Consider the following 14348-nt stretch of genomic DNA (forward strand, 5'->3'; position numbering starts at 1 on the left):
TATCATTCGCGGAACGCCACTTCTTGTACAGTTATTTATTATTTTCTATGGTCTTCCAACTCTTAATATTGAAGTTGAGCCATATACAGCAGCAGTTGTTGGATTTTCATTAAATGTCGGTGCATATGCATCTGAAATTATTCGTGCTTCTATCCTTTCCATTCCGAAAGGGCAGTGGGAAGCAGCTTACACAATTGGGATGACATATCCACAAGCATTAAAACGTGTTATTTTACCACAAGCAACGCGCGTATCAATTCCACCGCTTTCGAATACATTTATTAGCTTAGTGAAGGATACTTCATTAGCATCATTAATTTTAGTAACAGAAATGTTCCGAAAAGCGCAGGAGATTGCGGCGATGAACTACGAGTTTTTAATTGTTTATTTTGAAGCAGGTCTTATTTATTGGGTTATTTGTTTCTTATTATCAATCGTACAACAGATGTTAGAGAAGCGTTCAGAACGCTACACATTAAAATAATCCTTTTACAAAAGGAGTTTTTGTTTTTATGATTTCAATTCAGCACTTACAAAAAAGTTTCGGAGATAATACCGTACTAAAGCATATAGATTTAACAGTTGAGAAAGGCGAGGTTGTTGTTATTATTGGACCGTCTGGATCTGGTAAAACGACATTCTTACGTTGTCTTAACGTACTAGAAACACCAAACGCCGGTAGCATTCGCATCGGCAATAAAGAGCTTAATTTTGCTCAAAAAGTATCGAAGAAAGATATTGTAAATCTTCGTACGCAAACAGGTATGGTATTCCAGCACCATAACTTATTCCCTCATTTGACAGCACTTCAAAACGTAATGGAAGGACTCATTACAGTGAAAAAAGTAGGGAAAGAAGAAGCGAAGAAAAAAGCAAACTACTTCCTTGAAAAAGTTGGTTTAGCAGATAAAGTGGATTTATATCCATTTCAATTATCAGGCGGACAACAACAGCGTGTTGGAATTGCGCGCGCGCTTGCGATGGAGCCGGAAGTGTTACTATTTGATGAGCCGACGTCAGCACTTGATCCTGAACTTGTTCAAGAAGTTCTGAAAGTAATGAAAGAACTTGCTAAAGAAGGTATGACGATGGTCATTGTAACGCACGAAATGCGTTTTGCACATCAAATTGCGAACCGTGTTATTTTCATGGATGGCGGTGTCGTTGTTGAACAAGGTACACCAGAAGATGTATTTACAAATCCAAAAGAAGAACGTACGAAGAAGTTTTTACAAATGTTGCAATAAATTAAGGAAGGTCTCAAGGCATATGCCTTGAGACCTTTTTGCCATATATATTTATTTGTGGAATCCGCCAAGGCTTTGCTCAGCCATTGCAACTAGACGTTTTGTAATTTCTCCACCAACTGAACCGTTAGCGCGAGCCGTAGAATCTGCTCCTAATTGTACACCAAATTCTTGAGCGATTTCGTACTTCATTTGATCGATTGCAGCTGTTGCACCTGGTACTACTAATTGATTTGAAGAATTTTGGTTTGCCATAGGAATATATCCTCCTTAGAGTTATAAAAGTTTTTTTGGTTGGACTAGCTGGAGTTGAACCAGATTATCGCCCCGGTTGGCGCTAATCCATCGGTAATTAAGTTTGTACTCATAGTATGGATGTTACCTAGAAAGATATACAAAATAATAATTTGTAAATTTTGTCAAAAAAACTTATTGATTTCGTAAATTATGAAATAAGAGTAATCGTTGTATTTTTAAGAAAACAGGCCAAACTAAGGAGGATATTAAATATAATTTTCTCATTGTAGCCTGCTACTTGTAGGCTAATTATTAGCTTCTTATTTATGATTTATTGAAATAAAAATGAAATCGGTAGCAACTTCATAGTTCTATTTTTAAGTAGGGATGGGGTGACCGCTCCTATGCATGGGTAGGTGCTCTCTTCAATCTAAAAAAGAGAGGCTTTAAACGATAACGTATGGAGGAATCATGATGGGGATTTGCCCGCTTTGCAACGCATTAGAATCACAAACATATTCTTGTCAAAATTGCCAAAGTATACTCCAAGATTATGGGAAGTCTGTAGATTACATAGACGATTATAGTGCCTATATGGATCAAGAATTATTAAGTGCAGTAGATGGTTTAACGCATAATAATTCAAATGAATATTGCAATCATATTTTTTATTGCGGAGTATGTAACGTGGAAACAGAGGTTGTAGTAAAACTTGTGTAAATAGAAAACTTCCACCTTATTATCTAGGTGGAAGTTTTTGTTTTTGTATTTGTGAGTGAATCATAGGAGAAGGGATATGTTCGGTATTTGATGAAGCCCCTGATTTTATTTGAGACATTTTTTCTTTTGTATCACGTAAAGAATGTTCAGTTAAGTAGACGGCATATTCGTAAAATAACTGGCGCGTCATTTCACTTTGCTCTTTTAATTTTTCATCTTGGAATACAGTTCGCCCAGGTTTAGAGTTGGCTTCAAAGAGCCACGGATTTTCCTTTGTGTCTAAACCGATATCAAAACCGATTTCTCCAATATTTCCGGTTACTTGTTCATCGAGCGCGTAACTTATTTGTAAGGCAGTATGTTTTAATTTGTTTTCAATTTGAACTTGTTTCGTTGAATCTGGAAAAAGCTCTTGTAGCAATTTTGTATCACCGCCGCTATTTACGTGCGTTGTTAAACTGCCTTTGCCGGCGATTTTGGCGACGATTGCACTAACTATCCAATTACCGAAATGATTTTTATTTGTATGAATGCGGAAATCAACAGGTTGCCCATCGAAGCGAAGTAACGAAATACCTTGCTGTACGATAAACTTTTTTAAATCATGTCCCTTTAATACGTGGTTTAGAAGAGTTTCTAATGATTGATACTTTCTCAGTTTATTTTCTTCATTTTCGCGATAACGACAGTAGTAGCAATTCTCTGTTTGAGAATAAAACATTTGATGAATATTTCTACCAAAGCTCCCGTGTATTGGTTTCATGTACACAGATTTATACGTGCCAAGAAACCGTTCTACTTGTTCAAAATGCTGAAATGCTTCTGTGTTTGGTAATAAGGGTCTAATTGATTCGTCTTTCATAAGAAGTTGATGAACTTCCCATTTATTGAAAAAACCTGGGTTAAACCATGGAATGGAGTAGTCTTGTTCTAACTTTCTTTTTGCTCTGACGATTGGTTTATAATTTTCAGCTTGTCGATTCGGTAATCGATCGTAAATGACATTTGGTAAAGGGACCCTTTTCTTTATCCATTGTTTCTCTTGAAAGAAATATCCTTCAATCGTTTCTTCTTCCCAGTTTATATGTTGAACGCCAAAGACGAATACGAACGGTCGTAATGAGAATGGTGGTGTTAACAACTCACTGAGAGCAATTGAACGATTTCCTAAAGGGTTAGAAGAATCATCGTTAAAGCCAGTTGTAAAAATGCCGATTAATGGTCCGAAAATAATTGTTTGGTTTTGTGTGAATGCATGAATAGTAGTGGATTGAGGTAGTAAAAGTTTTTCGGCAATATGTTTTCCGATAATAATTTCGCGAGTAAAGGAATAATGAATTTTCACCTCTTCACTTGCAATGTGACGTATACCGAAGGAGAGGGATGTAATAGGTGGCGTAATAGAAAAAACGTAAGGTAAAGTAATGCTATTTGGATGTTCATCTGAAATGTTTAATGTATATATATGTTCTTTCAAAATAGGTTTACCTCCTTTCATTATGGTGTAAAGCGACTGAATTTAAGTGGTCCGTGAAATATCTTTTCAGCTAATGAATCACTATGACGAATGTATTGTTCGTAAGGGGGAATCGTGTTGACATACATAAGCCAAATTGCGCCTTTTTGATCCATAATTGTGGAAAGTTCTAGTTCAAATAACGAAGAATAAGACTGATCTAGTGTTTGGAATACTTCATTTATAATGTCGTGTAAAGCATCTTGCAATAGTTGCACACCCGTACTAGATAGTACGTATTTAATTTTTGAAAATGAATGTAATGAATCATCGTCTGTTGCTGAGGGTAAAAGCTGATTAGGAAATGAGCTTTTTTGTATAAATTGACCGATAACATTCCAAGTTTGTTCTTTGTTTTTTTGCAAAATGGTTCGAATGTGGAGTGGATATGTTAATTGATTTGGTGGTTGTAGCATAGTGTGTGCTATGTAACGTGATGAAGGTATGTTAGATTTACACCAAGATATAAATTCGTCTGTCCGTTTTAATGGAAGAGAAGTATGGTATTTTTCATTTACTGTATCGATATGAAACGTTTTATTTTTGTAAGCAATTCGATATAAGTTATCCTTTGAATGTGTATTAGTGGGGCGTATAATAATATCTTTAGTTTTTAACAACAGTTTAAAAATGTTTTGTATCGTTGCCACTTCAAATTTTGGTATATAAGGAGACAGTTTTTTATTAGTGAGAAATGAATCATGTAGTTCACTTAAATTGATAAGTGTGTTATTTAAAAAGGTAGTAGAAGGACGATTGTGCAAAGAGTGAATAATTGATTTTGCTTTTTCAAAGTCTGTTTCCTCGTGAAAAGAATAACGATCATATATATAAGAAGGAATAGGGAATGTTTGCTCTTTCCATTTTCCTGTATCTGTATCGTAAATAAGACCAGAAACAAGGTCTGTTTTAGGATCAATACAAAATGGCGTAAACTGGGCAACGACATTATGATAAAGCCGAGCGCGTTTAGCGATTTCGGTGTAATACGTTTGTTCGTAATGAAGTTTAGAAGCTAAAAGACCGAGAACCAACGAAATCACTCCTTTACTACTATTTGCATAATAGGCGAAGCTATATATTGCAAATACGTTTTTATACCATTATACTTTTGTCCGTATGATGATATGCTATAGTTTTGGAGAAGTGAAAGGTTGATTGTAATGAATATATGGTTAAATATGTTAACGACGACAGGACTCGGAGCAATTATTGGGGGATATACGAATCATTTAGCGATAAAAATGTTATTTCGTCCTCATCGCCCTATTTATATCGGGAAGTTTCAAGTTCCATTTACACCAGGATTAATTCCGAAACGTCGTGATGAACTTGCTGTTCAATTAGGGAAAATGGTCGTAGAACATTTGTTAACACCGGAAGGAATCGGAAAAAAGCTAACAAATGAAGAGTTTCAAAAAGGTTTAATCCACTGGGCGCAAGTGGAAGTGGATAAAGTAATTAAGAATGAACAATCACTGCGACATATGTTAGAAAAATGGAATGTAGCGCATGTAGAAGAAGAAGTGACTCAAAAAATTGAACATGTGATTACAGAAAAAATACAGGCATTTTTAGCTGAGTATTATACATATACATGGGAACAGGCTTTACCTCATTCTGTAAATGAAAAAGTAGAGAATGCGATTCCGAATGTCTCGGCGTTTATTTTAGAGCGAGGAATTAGCTTTTTTGAAAGTGAAGAAGGGAAAGGCCGTCTTTCAAAAATGATTGATGATTTCTTTGCTTCTCGCGGAACGCTACTTAACTTAGTCGGAATGTTTTTAGGAAATGTAAGTGTAGTGGATCGTGTGCAGCCAGAAGTTATTAAGTTTTTAGGGCAAGATGGTACAAAGCAGCTTTTAACTGACGTACTGCAAAAAGAGTGGGAAAAGTTAAAAGGAAGAGATGTAAAAGAATTAGAATCGTTTGTAGAGAAAGAAATGATTGTAAGCTCTGTGTTGTCAGCAGTTAAAGTAGAGGAAACAGTGAGTAAGTTTTTAAATCAATCTGTTCAGCAAGTATGTGAGCCAGTTCGAGAAACAATTATTGAAAAAGTGGTTCCAAGCACAGTAACGAAAGGCTTGAAGTGGGGAACAGAAAACGTAGAGAGTATACTAAACAATCTACATCTTGCGGAAATTGTCCAGCAAGAAGTGTCTACATTCTCAACAGAAAGATTAGAAGACTTAGTTCTGTCTATTACGAAAAATGAATTGAAAATGATTACGTATTTAGGAGCATTATTAGGTGGAATAATCGGACTCGTACAAGGATTGTTACTATTGTTTCTTAGATAATAAGGTGAGTACATAGAAATAAAAGTGAAATTTCTTCACATCTCTTGCATAGTTTGATATGGTAAGAAGAGGTGCGTATGTAAATGCACTGAAAAGGCAGTGCGTATGAAAAGCGCTAGCCTTCTAAAGGAGGAAAAATAAAATGACAAAGAACATTCATGATGTTGCATATGAATTACAAAAAGCAATCGCTGAAAACGAAGACTTCAAAACTTTAAAAGAGAGCTACGCAGCAGTTCAAGCTGACACAGCTTCAAAGAACTTATTTGATGAGTTCCGTACAATGCAACTTAGCCTACAACAAAAAATGATGCAAGGCCAAGAAATCACTGAAGAAGACAACCAACAAGCACAAGAAGTTGTAGCTCGCATTCAACAAGATGCTAAAATTACAAAATTAATGGAAACTGAGCAACGCCTAAACGTTGTAATCGGTGACGTTAACAAAATTATCATGAAGCCACTTGAAGAATTATATAGCGCGCAACAACAAGCGTAATAGTGGAAGACGCTCCTAGTTTAGGAGCGTCTTTTTTGTTTAGGGAATTTAATAGTTATACCACAAAAACTCCCTTTCAAAATAGCCATTTCTTATTGGTTATTTTGAAAGGGGTATGTAATACATCTAATTTTTTTTATTGCTGTTAATTGAAGTTTTAATGTTCTTTTCCTTCAAAAACTTTTCAATTTCTTTTTGCTTCCTACCATTAGATTTCTCAAAGCGCTTTGTAAAAGAGAAATCAGTTTTGAATAAGTTACGATCTTGAGCGAGTTTGTCTAATTCTTGATCTAGTTCTACTGAAAGTGCTGTAGATGATGAAATAAATTCATATATTTCTTTTGAAGGCTTTTTGTAATCATCAGGGATTGTATTGTTACTAATAAAATTATGGAAGTTTGTATCATTTTGTTTCGCTAATTCTATTAGTTTTTGTAATTTTTCTCGGTCAGATTCAGTGATATTTTCATCGGATGTAGTGGATGAAAGTGGAACGATATTTTCGTCTAACTCTCCGCTATAATTTAAATAACTTTTTATATTTTGTTTCATTTCGTCTTCACTAATATTTTCATTTTTCTTTGAGGAACTAAATATATTTTCTGGAACTTTAATAGCAACATCTTTAATAGATTGGACATCGTTTTCTTCCTTAGGTTGTACACTGTTTGAACAAGCTGATAGAAATAACATTGTAAGTAACATGAGTGGATATAAAATATACTTTTTCATATTAATCTCCTTTTATATTCATTAGTATCTTTGTAAAATAGCTAAATTCCATTTTAAATACTTAACTAAAAGTGAGTATATATGTTTTATTAATTGATAAGATATGACGGATATTAGTAAGCCGATGCAAAAAGCTATAAATACATTATAAACATCGGAATAACTGATTTGATGAAACCCTTTAAAGAATCCTAATCCTATTAATAAGATAGGTGAAATAATTAATAATGGTGTAGCAATTATAAGTGCTAGAAGAAGCGGTAATAGAAAGAGTAATACGAAAAAGGCGATAATGATACATATAAAGTTTAAAATACTTAAGCTCATAACAGAAAACAGTGCTGTCATAATATTTTTTAGGCTGCGCCTATTGTCAGCGTTACTTATTACATATGAAATATTAAGTTCTTTAGCGATAGTTTTAGGGTTTCCTAGCTTTTTAGAAATTTCCTCTTCAGATATTCCATCTTGTTTACCACTAATAAAATGAGTTTCGTACTCCGAGATAATATCCTCTTTTTCTAAATTAGGCATATTCCGTAGGGAAGAACTAAGTTGCTCTAAAAATTCATTTTTGTTCATAACAATCACTTTCCTTTATAAAATGATGAATTATGGCTGAAAATCCTATCTTTTTTCTAAACAGCACACTCAATCTATATCTACTTTTTGAAAGGAGATATACTAATTGTGAATAAAATTCCAAATGATGGGTATTCCATTGTTTACAAATATATCACTTACTATTATTCTTTGCAAGGTACTATAAATTTGTTAATAATGTGAATAGGTGGAAGTATTTTTGTACATTTTTAGAAGAGATATAAAAATGTTATTTTAAGATAAACAAAAGGTTGTAAGCGTATTCTTTGAATCTTTTCAAAATAATGTCGAATTCATATTGTTGGAAAAATAATGCATTTGTAATATAATGATAAATGATACTTCACCAGCTTAATTAACTAGGTGAAATTAAAATCTTTATTACACACATTATGAAATAAAGGGATGATTAGTTTTGAGTACAGGTGTAAAAGCAAACGACGTGAAGACAAAAACAAAAGGAGCAGATCTTGTTGTTGATTGTTTAATTAAACAAGGTGTTACACATGTTTTCGGTATTCCAGGAGCAAAGATTGACTCTGTATTTGATGTATTGCAAGAAAGAGGACCAGAGTTAATCGTTTGTCGTCATGAACAAAATGCAGCATTTATGGCAGCTGCTATTGGTAGATTAACAGGGAAACCGGGCGTATGTCTTGTAACTTCAGGACCAGGGACATCAAATTTAGCGACAGGTCTTGTTACTGCGAATGCGGAGAGTGATCCCGTTGTTGCTTTAGCTGGTGCAGTACCGCGTACGGATCGATTAAAACGTACGCATCAATCTATGGATAATGCTGCACTATTCGAACCAATCACAAAATATAGCGTAGAAGTAGAGCATCCTGATAATGTGCCAGAAGCACTTAGTAATGCATTTCGAAGTGCGACTTCCACAAATCCGGGAGCTACTTTAGTAAGTCTTCCGCAAGACGTTATGACTGCGGAAACAACTGTAGAGTCTATCGGTGCGCTTTCTAAGCCACAGCTTGGAATCGCTCCCACACATGATATTACATATGTAGTAGAAAAAATAAAATCAGCGAAATTACCAGTTATTCTACTTGGTATGAGAGCGAGCACAAATGAAGTGACGAAAGCTGTTCGTAAATTAATTGCGGATACAGAACTTCCTGTTGTTGAAACATATCAAGCAGCTGGTGCGATTTCACGTGAGTTAGAAGATCATTTCTTCGGCCGCGTTGGATTATTCCGTAACCAACCAGGTGATATTTTACTAGAAGAAGCAGACCTTGTTATTTCTATCGGTTATGATCCAATCGAGTATGATCCAAAATTCTGGAATAAACTTGGCGACAGAACGATTATTCATCTTGACGACCATCAAGCAGATATCGACCATGATTACCAACCAGAGCGTGAATTAATTGGTGATATTGCCTTAACGGTAAATAGCATCGCGGAGAAATTACCGAAACTTGTATTAAGTACGAAATCAGAAGCGGTATTAGAACGATTACGCGCGAAATTATCAGAACAAGCAGAAGTTCCGAACCGTGCTTCGGAGGGTGTTACGCATCCACTTCAAGTGATTCGTACACTTCGTTCTTTAATTAGTGACGATACAACTGTTACATGTGACATCGGTTCCCATTCTATTTGGATGGCGAGATGTTTCCGTTCTTATGAACCACGTAGATTATTATTTAGTAACGGTATGCAAACGTTAGGTGTTGCACTTCCTTGGGCAATCGCAGCTACTTTAGTAGAACCAGGTAAAAAAGTAGTTTCCGTATCAGGTGACGGTGGTTTCTTATTCTCAGCGATGGAGTTAGAAACGGCGGTACGTTTAAATTCTCCAATCGTCCATCTTGTTTGGAGAGACGGCACATATGATATGGTTGCATTCCAACAAATGATGAAATACGGTAGAACATCAGCTACAGAGTTTGGTGATGTTGATCTTGTGAAATATGCGGAAAGTTTCGGAGCGTTAGGTCTTCGTGTTAACACGCCTGATGAATTAGAAGGGGTATTAAAAGAAGCATTAGCAGCAGATGGTCCTGTCATTATTGATATTCCAATTGACTATCGTGACAACATTAAATTAAGCGAAAAATTATTACCAAACCAATTAAACTAATGGAGGCAGATTTGAGATGACTGTTGCGCAATTAATTGATATTGATGCAAAAAAAACGAAAATGAGTAATGAAGTATATCAAACATCTACAATGCTTGCGCTATTAGATGGTATATATGATGGTGTGATTAGCTTTGAAGATTTGAAAAAACATGGTGATTTCGGCATCGGCACATTTGATCAATTAGATGGTGAAATGATTGCATTTGATAATGAATTTTATCATTTACGTTCAGACGGTTCAGCGGAAAAAGTAGAGCCAGAAGAAACAACGCCATTTGCGACTGTAACGTTTTTTGAAAAAGAAATGAGTTATACGGTAGAGCATCCGATGAATCGTGAAGAAGTTGAAGCATTATTACATGAATTAATGCCAAGTAAAAACTTATTTTACGGTATTCGAATGGACGGTACGTTCCGTGAAGTAAGGACGAGAACTGTTCCAAGACAAGAAAAACCGTATACACCGCTCGTTGAAGTGACGAAATCACAACCAATCTTTTCATTTGAAAATACAGAAGGTACGCTTGCTGGATTTTGGACACCAGATTATGCGCAAGGTATTGGTGTAGCTGGATTCCACTTACATTATATTGATGATGAAAGAAGCGGAGGTGGACATGTTTTCGACTATGTTATAGAAAACTGTACGATCCAAATTTGTCAAAAAGCTCATATGCATTTAGCACTTCCAGAAACAGCTGATTTTATGGCGGCTGAATTATCAAGAGAAAACTTAGAGGATAATATTGCAACTGCGGAAGGTGCAGAGTAAGAGGGAAAGACTGTTCCATTTTGGAACAGTCTTCTTTTATTCGTAATGTTATTATTTGTCGATAAATCGATATTTCTTGTCGAACCGTTGATATCGCTTATTTCTTTGAAACAAACGGATGTCCCTCATAATAAAAACGCCAGGGATAATGTACAGCTTCTTCTGCATAGTCGATATTAATACGAGGTCCTGCTGTTATTTTATATTGTGATGATATGTGTTCTTCTTTTGGAACTAATTCAATATGTAACGTATCACTTTGTAACGATACACCGCGTTCTTCTAAAGTAATTCCGAGGGCACGGCATAGTTTGCCAGGACCGTTCGTTAAATTTTTGTACTGCGCTTTTGTAATTTCGGTCTTATTGTAGCGCGCTAGTTTTATTTCTTCTATTCCATCTACCGGCTCAAGGGCTCGAATGAGAACACCTTGCGGGGTGCCCACTGGTGCTGTAATAACGTTAAAACAATGATACATACCGTAAATCAAATATACGTAAGCATGCCCTGGTGCGCCAAACATAACTTCTGTGCGATCTGTCCGTCTACCGCCGTAACTATGTGCGGCCTTATTATCTGGGCCTTTATATGCTTCTACTTCTACAATGATTCCGCTTCGCTTTATTCCGTCTACAATATGAACAAGTTTTTGTCCGAGTAATTTTTTTGCGACTTCTAACGTATCGCCTTCATAAAAAGAAGGAGGTGCCTGCATTGTACTATCTCCTTTGCTAAGTGTATATGTATATAGTAAACCAAATTTTCAGTAGTAATTCTAACTCGTTCTATTTGTTACATTTATTTCATAAATTATGGATAGAGTACAACAGCGAAGAGGGGGAGTGCGACATGATTTATCGCTTACTAGCTCTTAATATAGATGGGACACTACTATACAACAATGGAAAAATTGCAAAAGGATTAAGAGAAACAATTGAATTTGTGAAAAGAAAAGATGTATACGTTACGTTATTTACGAGCCGTAATTTTCAATCCGCTCATAAAGTAGCAAAGGCGTTAAAATTAGATTCTATATTAGTGACACATGGTGGTGCTTTCGTTTCAGCAACGTTAGATAAGCCGTACGTTCAAAGAAGATTATCTGAAGAGAAGACTTTTAACATTGTGCAAGTGTTAGAGCACTTTGATTGTAACGTACGTATTTCTCATGAACGGTTTTCGATAGGAAATCGTGAGAGAAATACACCAAACTTAATTGCGCGCACTGTATTATCAAGTGCAGATCCGTTATTTTATCCAGTTCAATTTGTAGATTCGTTAGGTGACGCGCTTCGTGACCATCCGGTAGCGGCGCCAAAAATTGATGTTATTTTCCAAAGTAAAGGTGAAAAAGAACGCGGACTAAATACATTAAGAAAAGCGTTCCAAGATGTAGAGTATGTTGAATGTGATTCAAAACGAATAGAAATCTTGCCGCAAAATGTATCGAAGTTACGTGGATTACAATTGCTTGGAGAGCATTTAAATATTTCGCTAAATGAAATGGTTGCGATTGGAGATAGTATGGAAGATTTAGAAGTTATTGAAAACGTGGGACTTGGGGTAGCGATGGGGAACGCGCCTGTAGAGTTAAAGCAAGCAGCAGATTGGATCACACGTTCAAATAGTGAAAACGGCGTAGAGTATATGATTAAAGAGCATTTCCGTAAGCAATTCCCGCTTCCGTTTTTGAAGAATCATAAAAATACACCGAAACGATGACAGAAAAACGTAGCTTTTTGGCTACGTTTTTTTGTTTATCTTATTAAAAACAGTGAAAGCGTTTTAAAATATGAATTGTGTATGAAATCTATACAATTCACTTGAATCCTTTAGAAAACTAATGTAAAGTGAATGATGTTGCCAAAATAGTTACACCACATGAAATATTCTTCAGATTAATTTTATTGGGCTCCCATACGTAAAAGTATTTCCGCATGACAGTTTAGTTCACGTATTATTTCAAAAATGAATTGTAGCAATCTTATTAAGTAGTTGTAGTGTTTCTTTGTTTTATTTAAATGGATTATTTTAAGTTAATGTGAGTAAGGTTTGGTACATATGATATGTACTTCTTTTTGTGGTTTTAGGAAGTTTAAAAGGGGGAATGAATTTCTTGAGGAAATCATTTAATCAAAAAATTAAAAAGTTAAGTAGTAGTTTAATAGTTGTATTACTAATATGTATGAATTTTTTAATCCACTTACCATTTAAAGCAGAGGCAGCTACAACAGAATTAAAAGGTTTAGGTGATGTATCTTATTACAACGCTATCATTTTTGGAGATCATAGTGCAACGAGTGCGGATATTGAAGGTGCGATGGCTGTTCAGAAAAATATGAATGCATCAAGTTATACAGTCGTAGCGGCTGCAACTGGAGCAAATAACTTAGCTGGAGCAACTTGGGTAGATGAAGGATATCCATCATTATTACTAGGCGGTCAATTTACGAAAGCGGGAGCAGGACAAGTAATTATTCAAGATGGAACAGTGGCGATGACAAAAGACGGTGACCCAGATGGCGCAATGAAAACATCATATGACCGTATCTCTTATAAAGAGCAAGCGGAGATTGATGCTAAGTTTAAAGAATTTAGAAAAGACGTTGATGGTGTAATCGGGGATGCAAGTAAACTACAGACTGATAAGCCAAAACCTAATATGAGCTTTGGCATCGGTGAAGATGTAAATAACCCTAATATTTATGTCTCTTCAGGCCAAACTGGAAAGAAAACATTTGATGTAAAAGACGTTTTTCTTCCGAATGTAGAGAATAAAGACTTTATTGTTATTTATTCAGATGCAGAAGAAGTGAGTTTTGGTGGCGGTGCAATTTTGTATGATACAAGAAATACTGGGATGGCGACGGATTTAATTAATACATCTCAAGCATACGATCCTAATTCATCTTTTACTGAATTAGCTAGTAAGGTAATTTGGGTATTTCCTAATGCTACAAAGATAACAACTAAAGGTTATGGTGTAGTAGGTAGTGTGTTTGCACCTAATGCAGTTGTAGAAACAAAAGGTGGTTCTATTAATGGACAAGCCTATGTTGGAGGATTACACCAAAGAGATGGTTTTGAGGTTCATAACTTTAAATTTAACTGGCCAAAGTGGAATAAGCCAGCAACTGAAAAAGGACATTTACAAATTAAAAAAGTTGATGAAAACGATGAAAACATTGTTTTAAAAGACGCAAAATTTGATGTTATAGACAAAGATAATAACGTTGTGGCTACTGTTACAACAAACGAAAAGGGTATTGCGGAAGTTAAAGATTTACCACTTGGTGACTATTTTGTAAAAGAAATAAATGCACCAGAAGGATATATAAAAGTTGATACACCAGTCAAAGTAACAATTGATAATACAAACGTAATTGAACTTGTTATGAAGAATACGAGAAAAGTAGAGAATGGCCAATTTAAATTATTGAAAAAAGATAGTGAATCTGGTCAACTTCTACCAGGTGCAAAATTTGATGTTATCGATAAAGATGGGAAAGTTGTGGAAACAATTGTTACAGATGATAAAGGTGAAGCCTTATCGAAACAACTTCCAGTTGGAAGCTATACATTAAAAGAAGTAGAAGCACCGAAAGGATATGAATT

At 35.3% G+C, this 14348-nt stretch carries 15 protein-coding genes; 9 read left to right on the top strand and 6 right to left on the bottom strand.

What is annotated here, in order from left to right:
- The coding region (locus MR167_RS27560) for an amino acid ABC transporter permease (protein WP_242315973.1) at positions 1–484 on the top strand (484 nt) is incomplete at its 5' end.
- A gap of 28 nt (positions 485–512) precedes the next feature.
- Positions 513–1247, top strand: a complete 735-nt coding sequence (locus tag MR167_RS27565) for an amino acid ABC transporter ATP-binding protein (RefSeq protein WP_000623613.1) — start codon at positions 513–515, stop codon at positions 1245–1247.
- Between the two features lie 51 nt (positions 1248–1298).
- Here MR167_RS27565 and sasP read toward each other — a convergent pair whose 3' ends face one another.
- Entirely contained in the window at positions 1299–1502 is a 204-nt protein-coding gene (gene sasP / locus MR167_RS27570) for a small acid-soluble spore protein, SasP family (RefSeq protein ID WP_000013338.1), read from the bottom strand.
- Between the two features lie 456 nt (positions 1503–1958).
- Here sasP and MR167_RS27575 point away from each other — a divergent pair, with 456 nt between their 5' ends.
- Positions 1959–2204, top strand: coding sequence for a hypothetical protein (locus tag MR167_RS27575; protein ID WP_000510474.1), 246 nt, complete (start codon positions 1959–1961; stop codon positions 2202–2204).
- Between the two features lie 19 nt (positions 2205–2223).
- Here the strand turns inward: MR167_RS27575 and MR167_RS27580 are convergent, their stop codons facing one another.
- Both MR167_RS27580 and MR167_RS27585 read right to left on the bottom strand, forming a co-directional pair.
- Positions 2224–3681 (bottom strand): YheC/YheD family endospore coat-associated protein, encoded by a 1458-nt coding sequence (locus MR167_RS27580; RefSeq protein ID WP_000658100.1) that lies wholly within the window; start codon positions 3679–3681, stop codon positions 2224–2226.
- A 20-nt stretch (positions 3682–3701) separates the two neighbouring features.
- Positions 3702–4754: a YheC/YheD family endospore coat-associated protein gene (locus MR167_RS27585; protein ID WP_097891465.1), complete on the bottom strand. Its 1053-nt coding sequence runs from the start codon at positions 4752–4754 to the stop codon at positions 3702–3704.
- A gap of 129 nt (positions 4755–4883) precedes the next feature.
- Between MR167_RS27585 and MR167_RS27590 the strand changes: the two genes are divergently transcribed.
- Both MR167_RS27590 and MR167_RS27595 read left to right on the top strand, forming a co-directional pair.
- The gene (locus MR167_RS27590) at positions 4884–6020 is read left to right on the top strand and encodes a DUF445 domain-containing protein (RefSeq protein WP_003281617.1); all 1137 of its coding nucleotides are present in this window, start codon (positions 4884–4886) and stop codon (positions 6018–6020) included.
- Positions 6021–6162: 142 nt separating this feature from the next.
- A complete protein-coding gene (locus MR167_RS27595) occupies positions 6163–6519 on the top strand; it encodes a YlbF/YmcA family competence regulator (protein ID WP_000164614.1) in 357 nt (118 codons plus the stop codon).
- 126 nt (positions 6520–6645) lie between these two features.
- Here the strand turns inward: MR167_RS27595 and MR167_RS27600 are convergent, their stop codons facing one another.
- Positions 6646–7251, bottom strand: a complete 606-nt coding sequence (locus MR167_RS27600) for an NDxxF motif lipoprotein (protein WP_079245104.1) — start codon at positions 7249–7251, stop codon at positions 6646–6648.
- 21 nt (positions 7252–7272) lie between these two features.
- Positions 7273–7833, bottom strand: a complete 561-nt coding sequence (locus tag MR167_RS27605; protein WP_016097800.1) for an HAAS signaling domain-containing protein — start codon at positions 7831–7833, stop codon at positions 7273–7275.
- Between the two features lie 436 nt (positions 7834–8269).
- Here MR167_RS27605 and alsS point away from each other — a divergent pair, with 436 nt between their 5' ends.
- Positions 8270–9958: an acetolactate synthase AlsS gene (alsS, locus tag MR167_RS27610; protein ID WP_000103523.1), complete on the top strand. Its 1689-nt coding sequence runs from the start codon at positions 8270–8272 to the stop codon at positions 9956–9958.
- A gap of 16 nt (positions 9959–9974) precedes the next feature.
- Complete coding sequence (alsD, locus tag MR167_RS27615; RefSeq protein ID WP_000215004.1) at positions 9975–10733, top strand: alpha-acetolactate decarboxylase; 759 nt, start codon at positions 9975–9977, stop codon at positions 10731–10733.
- 97 nt (positions 10734–10830) lie between these two features.
- Here alsD and MR167_RS27620 read toward each other — a convergent pair whose 3' ends face one another.
- Entirely contained in the window at positions 10831–11448 is a 618-nt protein-coding gene (locus tag MR167_RS27620) for a DNA-3-methyladenine glycosylase (protein WP_242315975.1), read from the bottom strand.
- A 134-nt stretch (positions 11449–11582) separates the two neighbouring features.
- Between MR167_RS27620 and MR167_RS27625 the strand changes: the two genes are divergently transcribed.
- Positions 11583–12455, top strand: coding sequence for a Cof-type HAD-IIB family hydrolase (locus tag MR167_RS27625; RefSeq protein WP_081144058.1), 873 nt, complete (start codon positions 11583–11585; stop codon positions 12453–12455).
- A gap of 385 nt (positions 12456–12840) precedes the next feature.
- Positions 12841–14348: MSCRAMM family protein (locus tag MR167_RS27630; RefSeq protein ID WP_242315977.1), on the top strand; the 1508-nt coding region annotated here is incomplete at its 3' end.

The sequence above is a fragment of the Bacillus cereus group sp. BfR-BA-01355 genome, from assembly GCF_022663675.1.
GTDB classification, from domain to species: Bacteria; Bacillota; Bacilli; order Bacillales; family Bacillaceae_G; genus Bacillus_A; species Bacillus_A thuringiensis_S.

Bases quoted from the DNA above. Each gene is read 5' to 3' on its own strand.
- MR167_RS27565 (WP_000623613.1), top strand. From the start codon at position 513: ATGATTTCAATTCAGCACTTACAAAAAAGTTTCGGAGATAATACCGTA.
- sasP (WP_000013338.1), bottom strand. From the start codon at position 1,502: ATGGCAAACCAAAATTCTTCAAATCAATTAGTAGTACCAGGTGCAACA.
- MR167_RS27575 (WP_000510474.1), top strand. From the start codon at position 1,959: ATGGGGATTTGCCCGCTTTGCAACGCATTAGAATCACAAACATATTCT.
- MR167_RS27590 (WP_003281617.1), top strand. From the start codon at position 4,884: ATGAATATATGGTTAAATATGTTAACGACGACAGGACTCGGAGCAATT.
- MR167_RS27595 (WP_000164614.1), top strand. From the start codon at position 6,163: ATGACAAAGAACATTCATGATGTTGCATATGAATTACAAAAAGCAATC.
- MR167_RS27600 (WP_079245104.1), bottom strand. From the start codon at position 7,251: ATGAAAAAGTATATTTTATATCCACTCATGTTACTTACAATGTTATTT.
- MR167_RS27605 (WP_016097800.1), bottom strand. From the start codon at position 7,833: ATGAACAAAAATGAATTTTTAGAGCAACTTAGTTCTTCCCTACGGAAT.
- alsD (WP_000215004.1), top strand. From the start codon at position 9,975: ATGACTGTTGCGCAATTAATTGATATTGATGCAAAAAAAACGAAAATG.
- MR167_RS27620 (WP_242315975.1), bottom strand. From the start codon at position 11,448: ATGCAGGCACCTCCTTCTTTTTATGAAGGCGATACGTTAGAAGTCGCA.
- MR167_RS27625 (WP_081144058.1), top strand. From the start codon at position 11,583: ATGATTTATCGCTTACTAGCTCTTAATATAGATGGGACACTACTATAC.